Annotated in this window: 27 protein-coding genes; 24 read left to right on the top strand and 3 right to left on the bottom strand. The window is 67.6% G+C overall.

The window, feature by feature from the left end; genetic code table 11:
• Positions 1-57 precede the first annotated feature (57 nt).
• Positions 58-1,251 carry an elongation factor Tu gene (tuf, locus tag ACFWRT_RS36045; RefSeq protein WP_015610719.1) on the top strand — a complete coding sequence of 398 codons (1,194 nt, stop codon included), beginning with the start codon at positions 58-60 and terminating at the stop codon, positions 1,249-1,251.
• A 222-nt stretch (positions 1,252-1,473) separates the two neighbouring features.
• On the opposite strand, the gene ACFWRT_RS36040 is transcribed toward tuf, so the two are convergent.
• From ACFWRT_RS36040 to ACFWRT_RS36030, 3 genes are all read right to left on the bottom strand, one after another.
• On the bottom strand, positions 1,474-2,199 hold the full coding sequence (locus ACFWRT_RS36040; RefSeq protein ID WP_380950091.1) for a S1 family peptidase: 726 nt from the start codon (positions 2,197-2,199) through the stop codon (positions 1,474-1,476).
• Between the two features lie 159 nt (positions 2,200-2,358).
• Positions 2,359-4,425 carry a PIG-L family deacetylase gene (locus tag ACFWRT_RS36035; RefSeq protein ID WP_380950218.1) on the bottom strand — a complete coding sequence of 689 codons (2,067 nt, stop codon included), beginning with the start codon at positions 4,423-4,425 and terminating at the stop codon, positions 2,359-2,361.
• A gap of 274 nt (positions 4,426-4,699) precedes the next feature.
• Positions 4,700-5,161: a GNAT family N-acetyltransferase gene (locus tag ACFWRT_RS36030; protein ID WP_380950092.1), complete on the bottom strand. Its 462-nt coding sequence runs from the start codon at positions 5,159-5,161 to the stop codon at positions 4,700-4,702.
• A gap of 436 nt (positions 5,162-5,597) precedes the next feature.
• On the opposite strand from ACFWRT_RS36030, the gene rpsJ reads away from it, so the two are divergent.
• From rpsJ to ACFWRT_RS35915, 23 genes are all read left to right on the top strand, one after another.
• Complete coding sequence (gene rpsJ / locus ACFWRT_RS36025; protein WP_003948644.1) at positions 5,598-5,906, top strand: 30S ribosomal protein S10; 309 nt, start codon at positions 5,598-5,600, stop codon at positions 5,904-5,906.
• Between the two features lie 14 nt (positions 5,907-5,920).
• Positions 5,921-6,565 (top strand): 50S ribosomal protein L3, encoded by a 645-nt coding sequence (rplC, locus tag ACFWRT_RS36020; RefSeq protein WP_003966960.1) that lies wholly within the window; start codon positions 5,921-5,923, stop codon positions 6,563-6,565.
• Between the two features lie 4 nt (positions 6,566-6,569).
• Positions 6,570-7,220 carry a 50S ribosomal protein L4 gene (gene rplD / locus ACFWRT_RS36015; protein ID WP_003966959.1) on the top strand — a complete coding sequence of 217 codons (651 nt, stop codon included), beginning with the start codon at positions 6,570-6,572 and terminating at the stop codon, positions 7,218-7,220.
• Positions 7,220-7,543, top strand: coding sequence for a 50S ribosomal protein L23 (gene rplW, locus ACFWRT_RS36010; RefSeq protein WP_007446738.1), 324 nt, complete (start codon positions 7,220-7,222; stop codon positions 7,541-7,543). Before rplD ends, rplW begins: the two co-directional genes overlap by 1 nt.
• Positions 7,544-7,582: 39 nt before the next feature.
• Positions 7,583-8,419 carry a 50S ribosomal protein L2 gene (gene rplB, locus ACFWRT_RS36005; protein WP_018510594.1) on the top strand — a complete coding sequence of 279 codons (837 nt, stop codon included), beginning with the start codon at positions 7,583-7,585 and terminating at the stop codon, positions 8,417-8,419.
• 12 nt (positions 8,420-8,431) lie between these two features.
• Entirely contained in the window at positions 8,432-8,713 is a 282-nt protein-coding gene (rpsS, locus tag ACFWRT_RS36000) for a 30S ribosomal protein S19 (protein WP_003966956.1), read from the top strand.
• A 43-nt stretch (positions 8,714-8,756) separates the two neighbouring features.
• Positions 8,757-9,104: a 50S ribosomal protein L22 gene (gene rplV, locus ACFWRT_RS35995; RefSeq protein WP_004571827.1), complete on the top strand. Its 348-nt coding sequence runs from the start codon at positions 8,757-8,759 to the stop codon at positions 9,102-9,104.
• Entirely contained in the window at positions 9,104-9,943 is an 840-nt protein-coding gene (rpsC, locus tag ACFWRT_RS35990; protein ID WP_018510593.1) for a 30S ribosomal protein S3, read from the top strand. The genes rplV and rpsC overlap by 1 nt, the downstream gene beginning before the upstream one ends.
• A 5-nt stretch (positions 9,944-9,948) precedes the next feature.
• The gene (rplP, locus tag ACFWRT_RS35985; RefSeq protein ID WP_003966953.1) at positions 9,949-10,368 is read left to right on the top strand and encodes a 50S ribosomal protein L16; all 420 of its coding nucleotides are present in this window, start codon (positions 9,949-9,951) and stop codon (positions 10,366-10,368) included.
• Complete coding sequence (rpmC, locus tag ACFWRT_RS35980; protein WP_015610729.1) at positions 10,368-10,592, top strand: 50S ribosomal protein L29; 225 nt, start codon at positions 10,368-10,370, stop codon at positions 10,590-10,592. Before rplP ends, rpmC begins: the two co-directional genes overlap by 1 nt.
• The gene (rpsQ, locus tag ACFWRT_RS35975; RefSeq protein WP_031127482.1) at positions 10,592-10,879 is read left to right on the top strand and encodes a 30S ribosomal protein S17; all 288 of its coding nucleotides are present in this window, start codon (positions 10,592-10,594) and stop codon (positions 10,877-10,879) included. Before rpmC ends, rpsQ begins: the two co-directional genes overlap by 1 nt.
• Positions 10,880-10,990: 111 nt before the next feature.
• Complete coding sequence (gene rplN / locus ACFWRT_RS35970) at positions 10,991-11,359, top strand: 50S ribosomal protein L14 (protein WP_003966950.1); 369 nt, start codon at positions 10,991-10,993, stop codon at positions 11,357-11,359.
• A gap of 2 nt (positions 11,360-11,361) precedes the next feature.
• A complete protein-coding gene (gene rplX / locus ACFWRT_RS35965; RefSeq protein WP_003966949.1) occupies positions 11,362-11,685 on the top strand; it encodes a 50S ribosomal protein L24 in 324 nt (107 codons plus the stop codon).
• Positions 11,685-12,242 (top strand): 50S ribosomal protein L5, encoded by a 558-nt coding sequence (rplE, locus tag ACFWRT_RS35960; RefSeq protein WP_073718383.1) that lies wholly within the window; start codon positions 11,685-11,687, stop codon positions 12,240-12,242. The genes rplX and rplE overlap by 1 nt, the downstream gene beginning before the upstream one ends.
• Positions 12,243-12,244: 2 nt before the next feature.
• Positions 12,245-12,430 (top strand): type Z 30S ribosomal protein S14, encoded by a 186-nt coding sequence (locus tag ACFWRT_RS35955; RefSeq protein ID WP_003948630.1) that lies wholly within the window; start codon positions 12,245-12,247, stop codon positions 12,428-12,430.
• A 223-nt stretch (positions 12,431-12,653) separates the two neighbouring features.
• Positions 12,654-13,052, top strand: a complete 399-nt coding sequence (gene rpsH / locus ACFWRT_RS35950; RefSeq protein ID WP_205084438.1) for a 30S ribosomal protein S8 — start codon at positions 12,654-12,656, stop codon at positions 13,050-13,052.
• A 21-nt stretch (positions 13,053-13,073) separates the two neighbouring features.
• Positions 13,074-13,613 carry a 50S ribosomal protein L6 gene (rplF, locus tag ACFWRT_RS35945; RefSeq protein WP_030798876.1) on the top strand — a complete coding sequence of 180 codons (540 nt, stop codon included), beginning with the start codon at positions 13,074-13,076 and terminating at the stop codon, positions 13,611-13,613.
• 2 nt (positions 13,614-13,615) lie between these two features.
• Positions 13,616-13,999 carry a 50S ribosomal protein L18 gene (rplR, locus tag ACFWRT_RS35940; RefSeq protein WP_015610732.1) on the top strand — a complete coding sequence of 128 codons (384 nt, stop codon included), beginning with the start codon at positions 13,616-13,618 and terminating at the stop codon, positions 13,997-13,999.
• A 47-nt stretch (positions 14,000-14,046) separates the two neighbouring features.
• Positions 14,047-14,652 carry a 30S ribosomal protein S5 gene (gene rpsE, locus ACFWRT_RS35935; protein WP_003966944.1) on the top strand — a complete coding sequence of 202 codons (606 nt, stop codon included), beginning with the start codon at positions 14,047-14,049 and terminating at the stop codon, positions 14,650-14,652.
• Positions 14,652-14,834: a 50S ribosomal protein L30 gene (rpmD, locus tag ACFWRT_RS35930; RefSeq protein WP_015610734.1), complete on the top strand. Its 183-nt coding sequence runs from the start codon at positions 14,652-14,654 to the stop codon at positions 14,832-14,834. The genes rpsE and rpmD overlap by 1 nt, the downstream gene beginning before the upstream one ends.
• A 1-nt stretch (position 14,835) precedes the next feature.
• The gene (rplO, locus tag ACFWRT_RS35925; protein WP_030561900.1) at positions 14,836-15,291 is read left to right on the top strand and encodes a 50S ribosomal protein L15; all 456 of its coding nucleotides are present in this window, start codon (positions 14,836-14,838) and stop codon (positions 15,289-15,291) included.
• Between the two features lie 380 nt (positions 15,292-15,671).
• Positions 15,672-16,985 (top strand): preprotein translocase subunit SecY, encoded by a 1,314-nt coding sequence (gene secY / locus ACFWRT_RS35920; RefSeq protein ID WP_380950093.1) that lies wholly within the window; start codon positions 15,672-15,674, stop codon positions 16,983-16,985.
• Positions 16,985-17,644, top strand: coding sequence for an adenylate kinase (locus tag ACFWRT_RS35915; protein ID WP_380950094.1), 660 nt, complete (start codon positions 16,985-16,987; stop codon positions 17,642-17,644). Before secY ends, ACFWRT_RS35915 begins: the two co-directional genes overlap by 1 nt.
• The last annotated feature ends 143 nt before the right edge of the window (positions 17,645-17,787 follow it).

Genomic DNA, 17,787 nt, shown 5'->3' with positions numbered 1-17,787 from the left:
CAAAGATCACCTGGCGCCGATGAAGCAAGGCGTACAGAACCACTCAGGAGGACCCCAGTGGCGAAGGCAAAGTTCGAGCGGACTAAGCCCCACGTCAACATCGGCACCATCGGTCACATCGACCACGGTAAGACGACCCTCACGGCCGCCATTACCAAGGTGCTGCACGACGCGTACCCGGACCTGAACGAGGCCTCGGCCTTCGACCAGATCGACAAGGCTCCCGAAGAGCGCCAGCGCGGTATCACCATCTCCATCGCGCACGTCGAGTACCAGACGGAGTCGCGTCACTACGCGCACGTCGACTGCCCGGGTCACGCCGACTACATCAAGAACATGATCACGGGTGCGGCGCAGATGGACGGCGCCATCCTCGTCGTCGCCGCCACCGACGGCCCGATGCCGCAGACCAAGGAGCACGTGCTCCTGGCCCGCCAGGTCGGCGTTCCGTACATCGTCGTCGCCCTGAACAAGGCCGACATGGTGGACGACGAGGAGATCATGGAGCTCGTCGAGCTCGAGGTCCGTGAGCTCCTCTCCGAGTACGAGTTCCCGGGCGACGACCTCCCGGTCGTGCGCGTCTCGGCGCTCAAGGCTCTTGAGGGCGACAAGGAGTGGGGCCAGTCGGTCCTGAACCTGATGGCCGCCGTCGACGAGTCCATCCCGCAGCCCGAGCGTGACGTCGAGAAGCCGTTCCTCATGCCGATCGAGGACGTCTTCACGATCACCGGTCGCGGTACGGTCGTCACCGGCCGCATCGAGCGTGGTGTCCTCAAGGTCAACGAGACCGTCGACATCGTCGGTATCAAGACCGAGAAGACCACCACCACGGTCACCGGCATCGAGATGTTCCGCAAGCTGCTCGACGAGGGCCAGGCCGGTGAGAACGTCGGTCTGCTCCTCCGTGGCATCAAGCGCGAGGACGTCGAGCGCGGCCAGGTCATCATCAAGCCGGGTTCGGTCACGCCGCACACCGAGTTCCAGGCGCAGTCCTACATCCTGTCGAAGGACGAGGGTGGCCGTCACACCCCGTTCTTCAACAACTACCGCCCGCAGTTCTACTTCCGCACCACGGACGTGACGGGCGTTGTGACCCTTCCCGAGGGCACCGAGATGGTCATGCCGGGTGACAACACCCTCATGGACGTCGCGCTGATCCAGCCGGTCGCCATGGAAGAGGGCCTGAAGTTCGCCATCCGTGAGGGTGGCCGGACCGTGGGCGCCGGCCAGGTCACCAAGATCATCAAGTAGTTTCTGCTTGGTCCTTGGACCTGGTGGCTCACTGAGTCGCAAGAAGGGCCCCGCACCTCGTACGAGGTGCGGGGCCCTTCGCCGTGTCCGGAGCACTCAGGGGTACGCCCCCGCATGGATGTAGGGCCCCGGTACCTCAGGGCGGAGAGGTAAGGGGGCCCTACGTTTCGAGAGGGACGGCGGGTCGGTCAGGTGCCCGCCGCCCCCAGGGGTGGCGGCAGGTCAGACGCCCGCGATGGACTGGATCCAGGAGCGGTACGCGGTGACGTTCGTGTACGCCGTCGTGGTCTGCCGGTCGCTGGTGGAGGCCACGCCGACCTGGATGCCGTTGGCCGTCATCGGGCCGCCGGAGTCGCCGCCGGCGGTGATGCCGTTGCCGCGACGGGCGCAGATCGCCGAGCCGCCGTACGCGTCACCGCAGCCGCCGGTCACCGTCACGTTGGCGACCTTCAGGTAGCGGGACTGGCAGTTGGCCTCCGAGCCGCACTGCGAGGTGGCGCCCCAGCCCCAGACCTGGACGCTCTGCCCGACGCTCACCGAACCGGGGTTGCCCAGGCGGGAGTAGGTCGCCTGCACGGAGCGGTCCAGGCGGACCAGCGCCAGGTCCGAGCTGTGGGTGTAGGTCTGGGCGCCGTTCGCGACCACGCCGCCGCTGTGCTGGTCGAGGCTGCCGATGCGGAAGGACAGACCGCCGCCCGTGACGCAGTGCTTGGCGGTGAGGATCCAGGTCGGCGCGATGATCGTCGCCGAACAGGTCTCCCTGCCGTTGGAGAAGAGCCGCGCGGCCCAGGGGGCGTTGGACGCCTGGCCGCCGCCGATGATCTGCGTGGTCGGGGGCGGGGCGTCCTGGAGCGGGGGCTGCGGGGCGGCGGTGGCGGCGGGGCTGAGAAGAGCGAGGACGGTGGCCGCGGCGGCGAGGGCAGCGGGAACTAGCCTTGCTATTCGCATGGTTCCTCATTTCGGGGAGCACGCTGAGGGGCGTGTTTGTGGGGGTTGACGGCCCCAGAGTGTCGAAGAACCATTCGGCCGGGTACTAACGCTTTCCCATAACGTCGCGTTATGGCCCGGCGAACGGTAGGTAGCGCCACGGGGCCGTTCCCGGTCTCGCTAGACGCCGCCCCCGGGACGCCAGATCCACGGCGCCGCGTCCGGCCCGAACCCCACGACGGTGGGCGCCCCGTCCGCCCCGAGGTGGAGCGCGGCCCCGTCCAGTGCCACCGGCCCCCGAGAGCGTACGGCGGTGGATTTGGCGGTACGGAGGCGGAGTGCGCCCTCCGCGTCCCGGCCGAGCAGGACCGGGCCCCGCCGCGAGGGCGCCGCGGCCACCGGACCGTAGCCGTCGAAGCGGGGGGCGGTGGCGGCCGTGCCGGTCACCGGGGTGAGCGCGGCGGGGGTGTCCGTGCCGGTCACGGCGGTGAGCGCGGCGGCGGCCGCGGCCCGGTAGTAGAGGGCGACCGACCCGTCCGGCGCGGCCACGGCGGCCGGCGCGTGGGAGGGGACCGGGGCACCGGTGAGCTGCGTACGGGCGGTGACGTCGGCGCCCGGCTCGTCCTGGGTCCAGTGGTGCACGGCGTGGTGTCCGGCCGCGTACACGTTCACGCGTCCCGCCGCGTCCGCCACCGCGGTCAGCCCGTCCTGCACCTCGCCGCCGCCCAGGTCGCGCCACCCGCTCCAGCGTCCGGAGTCCGCGTCGCGCACCCGGGTGCTCAGCCCCTTCTCCGCGTTCCGTACGAAGAGGTGGACGCGGCCGTCCGGCGCGGTCACGGCGACCGGCACGCCGATGCGGCGCCCGTGGTCGGGGCCCGTCGCCGGGTTGCCGAGCCCCCGCCAGGCCCGGAAGGGCCCGTCCGGCGAGCGCTGCTCCAGCACCACGATCTCGCGCTCGTTGTCCGAGCCGTGCCCGCCGAGCGCCGCGAACCGCAGCCCGAACAGCAACTGCCGCCCGTCCGCCGTCACCGCCGAGCCCAGCACCGGCGCGAGCGGCCCGCCGCCGAGGTCGTCCGGCGCGTCCCAGACCCCGCTGTCGGGCGCGCTCTCGCGCCACCGCACGGCACGCAGCCCCAGCACCCCGTACGCGGTGAGCCGGCCGTCCGACCCGCCGGAGAGGGCGGAGCGGGGGCCCGGGTAGCGGTGGTGGGTGGAGCGGACCCAGCCCTTCCGGTTGGTCAGGGGCCGGTCGCCGCCCACGTTGTAGTCGCCGCAGCCGGACGGGTTGCCGCACTCCCAGCCGGGCGAGCCGCCGTACGGGACGAGGTGGGCGGCCTTCCGCTCCAGCACCTTCGGCGGCAGGTTCTTGGGCCAGTGCCGGTTGTAGTAGCCCCGGAACGAGGAGACGGTGAACCCGGGCACGGGCTCCCCGGCCGCCGTCGCCCGCGCCACCCAGTGGATCAGCGCCGCCCAGGCGAAGCAGCCGGCCGCGGTGTGGTCGGCATGGTCGGAGTACCCGCGCTGCTCACTGTCCCGGCGCCGCTGCCCCTCGCTGCTGAACTGGAGGTCCGGGTCGGGGTCCAGGGTGTGCACGAGGGTGGGCCGGTACTGCTCCAGCAGCCCCGCCAGGACCTCGACGAGACCGTCGTACGTATATGAACCGGCCCTGTCCAAGGGAGAGTTGTCGGCCACGACGGTACGCAGCACCAGGCGCCGGTCCTGCCAGAGGCTGGGGAGCCCGAGCCGCCCCCGGCCGGTGTGCATGGCGGTGTTGAGGAAGACCAGCTCGACCCGGCGCACCCCGTCGGCCAGGACGTTGACCTCGGCCCGGTGGCCGCCGTGCAGCGGGAGCACCGATTTCTGCCAGGGCGCGAAGCGGTCGAGCCCGAGGAGCTCGGCGTACGCCTGGCGCAGGCCCTGGTGGCGGGAGGAGGAGTACGCGGCCCGGTCGGGCGCCGGGCGGGGCGCGCCGGGCACCTTGTTGACGCCGTCCGCCTCGCCCGCGGTCAGGTACACGCAGACCAGCGGGGTCCCGGCGTCCAGGGACTGCCGGGTGTCGGGGTTCATGAAGTACAGGTCGTCGTCCGGGTGGGCCAGCAGCTGCATGACCAGCGCCCGCCGGGTGGACGCTATGGCCAGCCCCGGTGCCGGATCCGGCACCGGCCCCCGGCGCCGCGGAGCCGGTACGGCGCATCCGGCGAGCGCGGCGGTCGCGGTGGCCGTCAGCAGGAGCGTGCGCCGGGGCACCCGTATGCGGGACAGGACAGACCGATCCACCACGCCACGCACCCCGTCCGCTCCCGCTTCCCCCGCAGCGGGCGAACGGTCGCCCTGTCCTGCGTACTCCCTGGCTCTTCGCGCAGGTCAGCGGCTGGTCGGCGGCGCCTGCGGGGGGATAGACGGGGATCGCGGCACGGAGGTTGCCCGGTCAGGGTGTGGGCTGGCGCACCAGGAACCGGTCGAGGTGTGGGCTGGCGCACCAGGAACCGGTCGAGGTGTGGGCCGGCGCACCAGGAACCGGTCAGGATGTGGGCTTGCGCACCAGGAACACGTCGACCGGGTCCTCCCGCTCCAGCGCGAACCCGTGCCGCTCGTACAGCCGCCGGGCGGCGCTGCCCTGGAGCACGTTCAGCCGTACGGGCATCCGCTCGGCGTCCGCCCGGGCCAGCAGGCCGCGCAGCACGGCCGAGCCGACGCCGTGGCCCTGGAGCCCGGGGGAGAGGAGGAAGTTCTCCAGCCACCAGCACTCCGCGGCCGGCCGCAGCGTGACGCACCCCGCGAAGCCGTCGGGGATCTCCAGGACCGAGGTGTACGCGGGCACGTACGCGTCCCGCAGCCGCTGCCGTACCCGGTGCTCGTCGTACCGCCCCAGCCGCTCCAGGTCGGGGCGCATGACGCGTGCCCGGAGCTCGGCGATGGCCTCGACGTCCTCGGGGAGGGCGGGGCGCAGGGTCCAGCGGGGCAGGGTGCTCGTCGGCGGCATAACCGGATTCTTCCAGGGGACCTGACACCGCCGGATGCGCGCCTGCGTTTGAGTACTCGCTCGCCCGGGGTAGTATTCCCGGCTCGATTGGCCAGGCCCGCGCCCCGTATGGCACACTGACCAGGTTGCTCGGTTGAGTGTCAATGCTGCGCGCCTCCCGCCGGGAGGACCGGAAGCGAGTCCCACAGTACTCGTCGGCCCTGTAGGGCCGGACGTACGGGAATCTTCCGGGAAGCAATGCAGGGCGCCGGCCAGGCACCCGGTGGGTGTTCCGCCCCCGGTTCCGCGGTCCCAGGGCCCGCACCCCCTTGGTTGGGATTTCCTTCGGGAGATTTTCGTAGAGGGGATGCGACACGCCCGACCGCGTGGGTCGGAGGAGGAGTCCAGAGAACCCCCGGGTTCCAGAGCGTTACGAGAGACAGGACTACTAGTAGCCATGGCGGGACAGAAGATCCGCATCCGGCTCAAGGCCTACGACCACGAGGTCATCGACTCCTCGGCGAAGAAGATCGTCGAGACGGTGACCCGCACTGGTGCGTCGGTCGCGGGCCCGGTGCCGCTGCCCACTGAGAAGAACGTGTACTGCGTCATCAAGTCGCCGCACAAGTACAAGGACTCTCGCGAGCACTTCGAGATGCGCACGCACAAGCGCCTCATCGACATCCTCGACCCCACGCCGAAGACGGTTGACTCGCTGATGCGCCTCGACCTCCCGGCGGGCGTCGACATCGAGATCAAGCTCTGAGGGGACGGGCCGAGATGAGCAAGAACATCAAGGGCGTCCTGGGCGAGAAGCTCGGCATGACCCAGGTCTGGGACGAGAACAACCGGGTCGTCCCGGTGACCGTCGTCAAGGCCGGGCCGTGCGTCGTGACGCAGGTTCGCACCAACGACAGCGACGGCTACGAAGCGGTCCAGATCGCCTTCGGCGAGATCGACCCGCGCAAGGTGAACAAGCCCCTCAAGGGTCACTTCGCCAAGGCCGACGTCACCCCGCGCCGCCACCTGGTGGAGCTCCGCACCCCTGACGCCAGCGAGTACACGCTGGGCCAGGAGGTCACTGCCGAGGTGTTCGAGTCCGGCGTCAAGGTCGACGTCACGGGCAAGAGCAAGGGCAAGGGCTTCGCCGGTGTCATGAAGCGTCACAACTTCAAGGGCCTCGGCGCCGGGCACGGCACCCAGCGCAAGCACCGTTCCCCCGGTTCCATCGGTGGCTGCGCCACCCCTGGGCGTGTCTTCAAGGGCATGCGCATGGCGGGCCGTATGGGTAACGAGCGCGTCACCACCCAGAACCTGACCATCCACGCGGTTGACGCGGAGAAGGGTCTGCTCCTCATCAAGGGCGCGGTCCCCGGTCCGAACGGCGGCCTCGTCCTGGTCCGTACCGCGGCCAAGGGGGCTTGAGGTAATGAGCACCATTGACATCCTTTCGCCGGCAGGCGACAAGGCCGGTACCGTCGACCTCCCCGCGGAGATCTTCGACGCGAAGACCAGCGTTCCGCTGATCCACCAGGTCGTTGTCGCTCAGCTGGCCGCTGCCCGTCAGGGCACGCACAAGACCAAGCGCCGCGGCGAAGTCCGCGGTGGTGGCAAGAAGCCTTACCGCCAGAAGGGCACCGGCCGCGCCCGTCAGGGTTCGACCCGCGCCCCGCAGTTCGCCGGTGGTGGCGTCGTCCACGGCCCGCAGCCGCGTGACTACTCGCAGCGGACCCCGAAGAAGATGAAGGCCGCCGCCCTGCGCGGTGCCCTCTCGGACCGGGCCCGTCACTCCCGTATCCACGTCGTCACCGGCGTGGTCGAGGGTGCCGCCTCCACGAAGGCCGCCAAGACGCTGCTCGGCAAGATCTCGGAGCGCCAGAACCTGCTCCTGGTCGTCGACCGCGCCGACGAGGCCGCGTGGCTGTCCGCGCGCAACCTGCCCCAGGTGCACATCCTGGAGCCGGGCCAGCTCAACACGTACGACGTGATCGTCTCTGACGACGTGGTCTTCACCCAGGCCGCTTTCGAGTCCTTCGTGTCTGGCCCCCAGACCGCTGAGACCGAAGGGAGCGACGCCTGATGAGCGAGGCGACCGTTACCAGCAAGACGTACTCGGACCCGCGTGACGTTCTCGTCAAGCCCGTGGTCTCCGAGAAGAGCTACGCGCTGCTCGACGAGAACAAGTACACGTTCATCGTCGCGCCCGGCTCCAACAAGACCCAGATCAAGCAGGCCGTGGAAGCGGTCTTCTCGGTCAAGGTCACCGGGGTCAACACGATCAACCGGCAGGGTAAGCGCAAGCGCACCAAGACCGGCTTCGGCAAGCGCTCGGACACGAAGCGCGCCATCGTGACCCTCGCCGAGGGCGACCGTATCGACATCTTCGGCGGCCCGACCTCCTAACGGAGGCCGAGTCGTCCGGAATCGGACGAGGACTGAGAAATGGGTATCCGCAAGTACAAGCCGACGACCCCGGGCCGTCGTGGCTCCAGCGTCGCCGACTTTGTCGAGATCACGCGGTCCACGCCGGAGAAGTCGCTGGTCCGCCCTCTGCACAGCAAGGGCGGCCGTAACAACGCCGGTCGTGTGACCGTTCGCCACCAGGGTGGTGGCCACAAGCGCGCCTACCGCGTGATCGACTTCCGTCGTCACGACAAGGACGGCGTGCCGGCCAAGGTCGCGCACATCGAGTACGACCCCAACCGCACCGCGCGCATCGCGCTGCTGCACTACGCGGACGGCGAGAAGCGTTACATCGTCGCTCCCCGTGGCCTGTCGCAGGGTGACCGTGTCGAGAACGGTCCGGGCGCCGACATCAAGCCGGGCAACAACCTGGCGCTGCGCAACATCCCGGTCGGTACGACCATCCACGCCATCGAGCTGCGGCCCGGCGGCGGCGCGAAGTTCGCCCGTTCCGCGGGTGCCTCCGTGCAGCTGCTGGCGAAGGAGGGCACCATGGCCCACCTTCGTATGCCGTCGGGTGAGATCCGCCTGGTCGACGCGCGCTGCCGCGCGACGATCGGTGAGGTCGGCAACGCCGAGCAGTCGAACATCAACTGGGGCAAGGCCGGCCGTATGCGCTGGAAGGGCGTCCGCCCGACCGTCCGCGGTGTCGCGATGAACCCGGTTGACCACCCGCACGGTGGTGGTGAAGGCAAGACCTCCGGTGGACGTCACCCGGTCTCGCCGTGGGGTCAGAAGGAGGGTCGTACGCGTTCTCCCAAGAAGGCGAGCAACAAGTACATCGTCCGCCGCCGCAAGACGAACAAGAAGCGCTAGGAGCGGGTTTAGATGCCGCGCAGTCTCAAGAAGGGGCCCTTCGTCGACGGCCACCTCATCAAGAAGGTGGACGTACAGAACGAGGCAGGCACCAAGAACGTCATCAAGACCTGGTCCCGTCGCTCGATGATCGTCCCGGCCATGCTGGGTCACACCATCGCGGTGCACAACGGCAAGATCCACGTCCCGGTGTTCGTCACCGAGTCGATGGTCGGCCACAAGCTCGGCGAGTTCTCGCCGACTCGCACCTTCCGCGGCCACGTCAAGGACGACCGGAAGTCGAAGCGCCGCTAAGCGCGGGGTGGAAACGACTATGACTTACACCGAAGGGACAACCATGGAAGCCAGGGCCCAGGCGCGGTACATCCGCGTCACGCCCATGAAGGCCCGCCGAGTGGTGGACCTCATCCGTGGCATGGATGCCACGGAGGCTCAGGCGGTCCTGCGTTTCGCCCCGCAGGCCGCGAGCGTGCCGGTTGGCAAGGTGCTGGACAGCGCCATCGCCAACGCCGCACACAACTACGACCACACCGACGCCTCTTCGCTGGTCATCAGCGAGGCGTACGTGGACGAGGGCCCGACCCTGAAGCGGTTCCGTCCGCGTGCTCAGGGCCGTGCCTACCGGATCCGTAAGCGGACCAGCCACATCACCGTGGTCGTCAGCAGCAAGGAAGGAACCCGGTAATGGGCCAGAAGGTAAACCCGCACGGGTTCCGGCTCGGCATCACCACGGACTTCAAGTCCCGCTGGTACGCCGACAAGCTGTACAAGGACTACGTCAAGGAAGACGTCGCCATTCGTCGCATGATGACGAAGGGCATGGAGCGGGCCGGCATCTCGAAGGTCGAGATCGAGCGCACCCGCGACCGCGTCCGCGTCGACATCCACACCGCCCGTCCGGGCATCGTCATCGGTCGCCGTGGCGCCGAGGCCGATCGCATCCGCGGCGAGCTGGAGAAGCTGACCGGCAAGCAGGTCCAGCTGAACATCCTCGAGGTCAAGAACCCCGAGGTGGACGCTCAGCTGGTGGCCCAGGCCGTCGCCGAGCAGCTCTCCTCGCGTGTCTCCTTCCGTCGGGCCATGCGTAAGAGCATGCAGTCCTCGATGAAGGCCGGCGCCAAGGGCATCAAGATCCAGTGCGGCGGTCGCCTCGGCGGCGCCGAGATGTCCCGCTCGGAGTTCTACCGCGAGGGCCGTGTGCCCCTGCACACGCTCCGCGCGAACGTGGACTACGGCTTCTTCGAGGCCAAGACGACCTTCGGCCGCATCGGCGTGAAGGTCTGGATCTACAAGGGCGACGTCAAGAACATCGCCGAGGTTCGCGCCGAGAACGCCGCGGCCCGCGCCGGCAACCGTCCGGCTCGTGGCGGCACCGACCGCCCGGCCGGCCGTGGTGGCGGCCGTGGTGGCGAGCGTGGCGGTCGCGGCCGTAAGCCGCAGCAGTCGCCGGCAGCCGAGGCCCCCAAGGCCGACGCCCCCGCCGCCGCTGCTCCGGCTGCTGAGAGCACCGGAACGGAGGCCTGACCGAAATGCTGATCCCCCGTAGGGTCAAGCACCGCAAGCAGCACCACCCGAAGCGCAGCGGTATGTCCAAGGGTGGCACGCAGGTTGCGTTCGGCGAGTACGGCATCCAGGCGCTGACCCCGGCGTACGTGACGAACCGTCAGATCGAGTCCGCTCGTATCGCGATGACCCGTCACATCAAGCGTGGCGGCAAGGTCTGGATCAACATCTACCCGGACCGTCCCCTGACGAAGAAGCCTGCCGAGACCCGCATGGGTTCCGGTAAGGGTTCTCCCGAGTGGTGGATCGCGAACGTCAAGCCGGGTCGGGTGATGTTCGAGCTGTCCTACCCGAACGAGAAGATTGCTCGTGAGGCGCTCACCCGCGCTGCTCACAAGCTTCCGATGAAGTGCCGGATCGTTCGGCGCGAGGCAGGTGAGTCGTGATGTCGGCCGGTACCAAGGCGTCCGAGCTGCGCGAGCTGGGCGACGAGGAGCTCCTCAACAAGCTCCGCGAAGCCAAGGAAGAGCTGTTCAACCTCCGCTTCCAGGCGGCGACGGGCCAGCTCGAGAACCACGGCCGGCTCAAGTCCGTCCGTAAGGACATCGCCCGGATCTACACCCTGATGCGCGAGCGCGAGCTGGGCATCGAGACGGTGGAGAGCGTCTGATGAGCGAGAAGACTGTGACTGAGACCAGCAAGATCGAGCGCGGCTTCCGCAAGACCCGTGAGGGTCTCGTCGTCAGCGACAAGATGGACAAGACCGTCGTCGTCGCTGTCGAGGACCGCGTGAAGCACGCCCTGTACGGCAAGGTCATCCGCCGTACGAACAAGCTCAAGGCCCACGACGAGCAGAACTCGGCGGGCGTCGGCGACCGCGTCATCATCATGGAGACGCGTCCGCTGTCGGCCTCGAAGCGCTGGCGCATCGTCGAGATCCTCGAGAAGGCCAAGTAATTCCTGAGGGGCATTCCCCATCAGGTCAGTTCCGCCAGGCTCGGTGAGGGTGCTCCGTAAGTCACTTACGGAGCACCCCGCCGGGAACCGGCAGACGATCAGGAGATAGACGTGATCCAGCAGGAGTCGCGACTGCGCGTCGCCGACAACACGGGTGCGAAGGAAATTCTCACCATTCGTGTTCTCGGTGGCTCGGGTCGCCGCTACGCGGGTATCGGTGACGTCATCGTCGCCACCGTCAAGGACGCGATCCCCGGTGGCAACGTGAAGAAGGGTGACGTCGTCAAGGCCGTCATCGTTCGCACCGTCAAGGAGCGTCGTCGTCAGGATGGCTCGTACATCCGCTTCGACGAGAACGCCGCCGTCATTCTGAAGAACGACGGCGACCCCCGCGGCACCCGCATCTTCGGCCCGGTGGGCCGGGAGCTGCGCGAGAAGAAGTTCATGAAGATCATCTCGCTCGCGCCGGAGGTGCTGTAAGCATGAAGATCAAGAAGGGCGACCTGGTTCAGGTCATCACCGGTAAGGACAAGGGCAAGCAGGGCAAGGTCATCGTGGCCTACCCCGCCCAGGACCGCGTCCTCGTCGAGGGTGTCAACCGGGTCAAGAAGCACACCAAGGCCGGTCAGACGGCTCGCGGTTCGCAGACGGGTGGCATTGTCACCACCGAGGCCCCGATCCACGTCAGCAATGTTCAGCTGGTCGTGGAGAAGGACGGCAACAAGGTTGTCACCCGCGTCGGCTACCGCTTTGACGACGAGGGCAACAAGATCCGCGTTGCCAAGCGGACCGGTGAGGACATCTGATGACGACCACCACTGCGCCGCGTCTCAAGACGCGCTACCGCGAGGAAATCGCGGGCAAGCTGCGTGAGGAGTTCTCGTACGAGAACGTCATGCAGGTTCCCGGTCTGGTCAAGATCGTGGTCAACATGGGTGTGGGCGACGCCGCCCGCGACTCCAAGCTGATCGACGGTGCCGTCAAGGACCTCACCACGATCACCGGTCAGAAGCCGGCCGTCACCAAGGCCCGCAAGTCCATCGCGCAGTTCAAGCTGCGTGAGGGCCAGCCGATCGGCTGCCACGTCACCCTTCGTGGTGACCGGATGTGGGAGTTCCTGGACCGTACGCTGTCGCTCGCGCTGCCGCGTATCCGTGACTTCCGTGGCCTGTCGCCGAAGCAGTTCGACGGCCGTGGCAACTACACCTTCGGTCTCACGGAGCAGGTCATGTTCCACGAGATCGACCAGGACAAGATCGACCGGGTCCGGGGCATGGACATCACCGTGGTCACCACGGCGACCAACGACGACGAGGGTCGTGCCCTCCTTCGTCACCTCGGCTTCCCGTTCAAGGAGAACTGACCGTGGCGAAGAAGGCTCTGATCGCTAAGGCCGCCCGTAAGCCGAAGTTCGGCGTCCGCGGGTACACCCGCTGCCAGCGCTGCGGCCGGCCCCACTCCGTCTACCGCAAGTTCGGCCTGTGCCGCGTGTGCCTTCGTGAGATGGCTCACCGTGGCGAGCTGCCGGGCGTGACCAAGAGCTCCTGGTAACTCTCCTCCGCCCTAGGGCGAAGGGAAGTTCTGGAGACTCTCGGTAAGTATCTGGTCGGCAGGAGCCCCACCTTTCATGCCGTAGGCTAGAAGGGTTGGGCGCCTGCCGCCCACGACCGACTTACTACGCCGTAGGTCCCCGCACCGCACCCGTCCCGCCACTGAGTGGGGAGAGGGATGGCGCATACAGGAAACCCCGGCGAGAGAGGCCGAAGGCCAACTCATGACCATGACTGATCCCATCGCAGACATGCTCACGCGTCTGCGTAACGCGAACTCGGCGTATCACGACGACGTCGCGATGCCGCACAGCAAGATCAAGTCGCACATCGCGGAGATCCTCCAGCAGGAGGGCTTCATCACCGGCTGGAAGGTCGAGGACGCCGAGGTCGGCAAGAACCTCGTCCTCGAGCTGAAGTTCGGCCCGAACCGCGAGCGCTCGATCGCCGGCATCAAGCGGATTTCGAAGCCGGGTCTGCGTGTATACGCAAAGTCCACCAACCTGCCGAAGGTCCTCGGCGGCCTGGGAGTGGCGATCATCTCCACGTCCCACGGTCTCCTGACCGGCCAGCAGGCAGGCAAGAAGGGCGTAGGTGGGGAAGTCCTCGCCTACGTCTGGTAGTCGGGAAAGGAAGGAAAGCTCATGTCGCGAATCGGCAAGCTCCCCATCCAGGTTCCCGCCGGTGTGGACGTCACCATCGATGGCCGTACGGTCGCGGTGAAGGGCCCCAAGGGTTCCCTCTCGCACACCGTTGCCGCGCCGATCGAGGTCTCCAAGGGCGAGGACGGCGTGCTCAACGTCTCCCGCCCGAACGACGAGCGTCAGAACAAGGCCCTCCACGGCCTGTCCCGCACGCTGGTGGCGAACATGATCACCGGCGTGACCGCGGGTTACTCCAAGGCGCTCGAGATCAGCGGTGTCGGTTACCGCGTCCAGGCGAAGGGCTCCAACCTGGAGTTCGCCCTGGGCTACAGCCACCCGATCCTCATCGAGGCTCCGGAAGGCATCACCTTCAAGGTCGAGTCGCCCACGAAGCTCAGCGTCGAGGGCATCGACAAGCAGAAGGTCGGCGAGGTAGCCGCCAACATCCGCAAGCTGCGGAAGCCCGACCCGTACAAGGCCAAGGGCGTCAAGTACGCGGGCGAGGTCATCCGCCGCAAGGTCGGAAAGGCTGGTAAGTAGCCATGGCATACGGTGTGAAGATCGCCAAGGGCGACGCGTACAAGCGTGCCGCCCTCAAGCGCCGCCACATCCGCGTCCGCAAGCACATCTCCGGTTCGCCGGAGCGTCCCCGCTTGGTCGTGACGCGTTCCAACCGCCACATCGTGGCCCAGGTCATCGACGACATCGCGGGCCACACGCTCGCGTCGGCGTCGACCCTGGACACCTCGATCCGTGGTGGCGAGGGTGACAAGAGCGCCCAGGCCCAGCAGGTCGGCGCCCTGGTCGCCGAGCGTGCCAAGGCCGCAGGCGTCGAGGCCGTCGTGTTTGACCGCGGTGGTAACCAGTACGCCGGGCGGATTGCCGCTCTGGCTGACGCCGCCCGTGAAGCCGGGCTGAAGTTCTAAGCCCCGGTTCCTACGCACAGCGGACGTAACAGAGAGAGGTAAATCCAATGGCTGGACCCCAGCGCCGCGGAAGCGGTGCCGGTGGCGGCGAGCGGCGGGACCGGAAGGGCCGTGACGGTGGCGCCAGCGCCGCCGAGAAGACCGCGTACGTCGAGCGCGTCGTCGCGATCAACCGCGTCGCCAAGGTTGTGAAGGGTGGTCGTCGCTTCAGCTTCACCGCGCTGGTCGTGGTGGGCGATGGTGACGGCACCGTCGGTGTCGGATACGGCAAGGCCAAGGAAGTTCCCGCGGCCATCGCCAAGGGTGTCGAAGAGGCCAAGAAGAACTTCTTCAAGGTCCCCCGCATCCAGGGCACCATCCCTCACCCGATCACGGGCGAGAAGGCTGCGGGCGTCGTCCTGCTCAAGCCGGCTTCCCCCGGTACCGGCGTTATCGCCGGTGGCCCGGTGCGTGCCGTGCTCGAGTGCGCCGGCGTTCACGACATCCTGTCGAAGTCGCTTGGCTCGTCCAACGCGATCAACATCGTGCATGCGACCGTGGCGGCCCTCCAGGGCCTGCAGCGTCCCGAGGAGATCGCGGCCCGCCGTGGTCTGCCCCTCGAGGACGTCGCCCCCGCGGCTCTGCTGCGTGCACGTGCGGGAGCGGGTGCGTAATGGCTCGCCTCAAGATCACGCAGACGAAGTCGTACATCGGCAGCAAGCAGAACCACCGCGACACCCTGCGTTCGCTCGGGCTCAAGCGCCTGAACGACTCGGTTGTCAAGGAGGACCGCCCCGAGTTCCGCGGAATGGCCAACACCGTCCGCCACCTCGTGACGGTTGAGGAGGTTGACTGACATGGCGGAGAACAGCCCGCTGAAGGCCCACAACCTCCGGCCTGCCCCGGGCGCCAAGACCGCCAAGACCCGTGTGGGTCGTGGTGAGGCGTCCAAGGGTAAGACCGCAGGCCGTGGTACCAAGGGTACGAAGGCTCGTTACCAGGTCCCGGAGCGCTTCGAGGGTGGCCAGATGCCCCTCCACATGCGTCTCCCGAAGCTCAAAGGCTTCAAGAACCCGTTCCGCACGGAGTACCAGGTCGTGAACCTGGACAAGCTCGCGACGCTCTACCCCGAGGGTGGAGAGGTCACGGTGGCCGACCTGGTCGCCAAGGGCGCCGTGCGCAACAACCACCTCGTCAAGGTCCTCGGACAGGGCGAGATCTCCGTGGCGATCCAGGTTTCGGTTGACGCCGTCTCCGGCTCCGCCAAGGAGAAGATCACCGCCGCCGGCGGTACGGTCACCGAGCTCGTCTGAGCCGCGGGACAGAACTGGGCCTGGCCGGCCGCCTCTTCGGAGGTGGCCGGCCAGGCTTTTTCTTGTTTGTGCCGCTGTACGGGAACCGTAAAGGCTCGGGAAAGGTTGAACGGGTGTCCACCGCACCGGCGGTGGGGGAGCCCGAGGTCGTTCACGTCCTAATTGGTGTGGCTTGGCCGGTCTTTCACGGCCCGGGGCGGGGAGCAGGCGTTGCACCGGTGTGCAGTGCGTGTTTCCTGCTCAGTCCCGGGCCGGGTAGGGTGGCGCCGTTAATCTTTTGTGGCCTCCTTACGATGTAGGGCTGCCTTGTATCCGAACCCATCCAGTCCCATCCAGACCCGTCGCCTCTGACGCATAGCGCGGGGGTCGCAGGAGGCACCGTGTTCACCGCGTTCGCCCGAGCGTTCAAGACGCCCGACCTGCGCAAGAAGCTGCTCTTCACGCTCGGCATCATCGTGATCTACCGGCTCGGGGCGCATGTCCCGGCTCCCGGAGTCGACTACGCGAAGGTGCAGCAGTGCATCGACCAGTCCGATTCGGGTGGGCTGCTCGGTCTGATGCAGATGTTCAGCGGTGGCGCCCTGCTGCAGATCACCATCTTCGCGCTCGGCATCATGCCGTACATCACGGCCAGCATCATCCTTCAGCTGCTGACCGTGGTGATCCCCCGGCTGGAAGCCCTCAAGAAGGAGGGGCAGTCCGGCACGGCCAAGATCACGCAGTACACGCGTTATCTCACCGTCGCGCTCGCCATCCTCCAGGGCACCGGCCTTGTCGCCACCGCCCGGACCGGGGCGCTGTTCCAGAACTGCACCGTGCGGGACCAGATCGTCCCCGACAAGTCGATCTTCACGACCATGGTGATGGTCATCACCATGACCGCCGGTACGGCCGCCGTCATGTGGCTCGGTGAGCTCATCACCGACAAGGGCATCGGCAACGGCATGTCGATCCTGATGTTCATCTCGATCGCCGCCACGTTCCCCGGCGCCCTGTGGGCCATCAAGGAGAGCGGCAAGCTGGCCGACGGCTGGATCGAGTTCGGCACGGTCATCCTCATCGGCTTCGTGATGGTCGCCCTCGTCGTCTTCGTCGAACAGGCGCAGCGCCGTATCCCCGTGCAGTACGCGAAGCGCATGATCGGGCGCCGTTCCTACGGCGGTACGTCGACGTACATCCCGCTCAAGGTGAACCAGGCGGGTGTGATCCCCGTCATCTTCGCCTCGTCGCTGCTCTTCATCCCGTCGCTGATCGTCCAGTTCTCCGGATCCACCGCAGGGTGGGCCACCTGGATCCAGGACCACTTCGTGACGGGTAACCACCCGTACTACATCTCGGTGTACTTCGTACTCATCGTGTTCTTCGCCTTCTTCTACGTCGCCATTTCGTTCAACCCCGACGAAGTCGCCGACAACATGAAGAAGTATGGTGGCTTCATCCCGGGCATCCGGGCAGGTCGACCTACTGCCGAGTACCTGAGCTACGTGCTCAACAGGATCACTTGGCCGGGCTCGCTGTACCTGGGCCTGATCGCTCTTGTGCCGACGATGGCGTTGGCAGGCTTCGGCGGTGCGAACCAGAACTTCCCGTTCGGCGGGACGAGCATCCTCATCATCGTGGGTGTCGGTCTGGAAACCGTGAAGCAGATCGAGAGTCAGCTCCAGCAGCGCAATTACGAAGGGTTCCTCCGCTGATGCGAATCGTCCTCGTCGGGCCTCCGGGTGCCGGCAAGGGAACGCAGGCTGCGTACCTTGCCGAGAACCTCTCGATTCCGCACATCTCCACGGGTGACCTCTTCCGCGCCAACATGAGCCAGGGCACCGACCTTGGCAAGCAGGCCCGCGCCTACATCGACGCGGGACAGCTGGTGCCGGACGAAGTCACCATCGGGATGGCCAAGGACCGCATGGGCCAGTCGGACGCCGTCAACGGCTTCCTGCTGGACGGCTTCCCGCGGAACGTGGGCCAGGCCGAAGCCCTTGACGTGATGCTCAAGGACGAGGGCGTGAAGCTGGACGCGGTTCTCGACCTGGAGGTCCCCGAGGACGAGGTCGTGAAGCGGATCGCGGGCCGCCGCGTCTGCCGCAGGGACAGCTCGCACGTGTTCCACCTGTCGTACAGCCCGCCGAAGACCGAGGGCGTCTGCGACGTCTGCGGCGGCGAGCTGTACCAGCGGCACGACGACAGCGAAGAGACGGTCCGTACCCGGCTGGAGGTCTACCACACGCAGACCGAGCCGATCATCGACTACTACCGGGCCCAGGGCCTGGTGGTGACCATCTCGGCGCTCGGCGAGGTCGCGGACGTGACCGCGCGTGCCATGGAGGCGCTCAAGCAGTCCGACGAGGGCTGAGCCCCACCTCGTACCACCGCTGTGCAGCCGGGCGCGGGGGCCCCCCGCGCGGGCGCCCGCGCCGTGGGGCCCCAAAGGGTGAGGGGCCGCCGGCCGCCCGGCCCCCCCCCCCCCCCCCCCGCAGATAAAACACAAAACAAACC

The sequence above is a fragment of the Streptomyces cyaneofuscatus genome, assembly GCF_042718795.1.
In the GTDB taxonomy this organism is placed as follows: Bacteria; Actinomycetota; Actinomycetes; order Streptomycetales; family Streptomycetaceae; genus Streptomyces; species Streptomyces cyaneofuscatus_A.
This window is presented reverse-complemented; position numbering and strand designations above follow the sequence as displayed.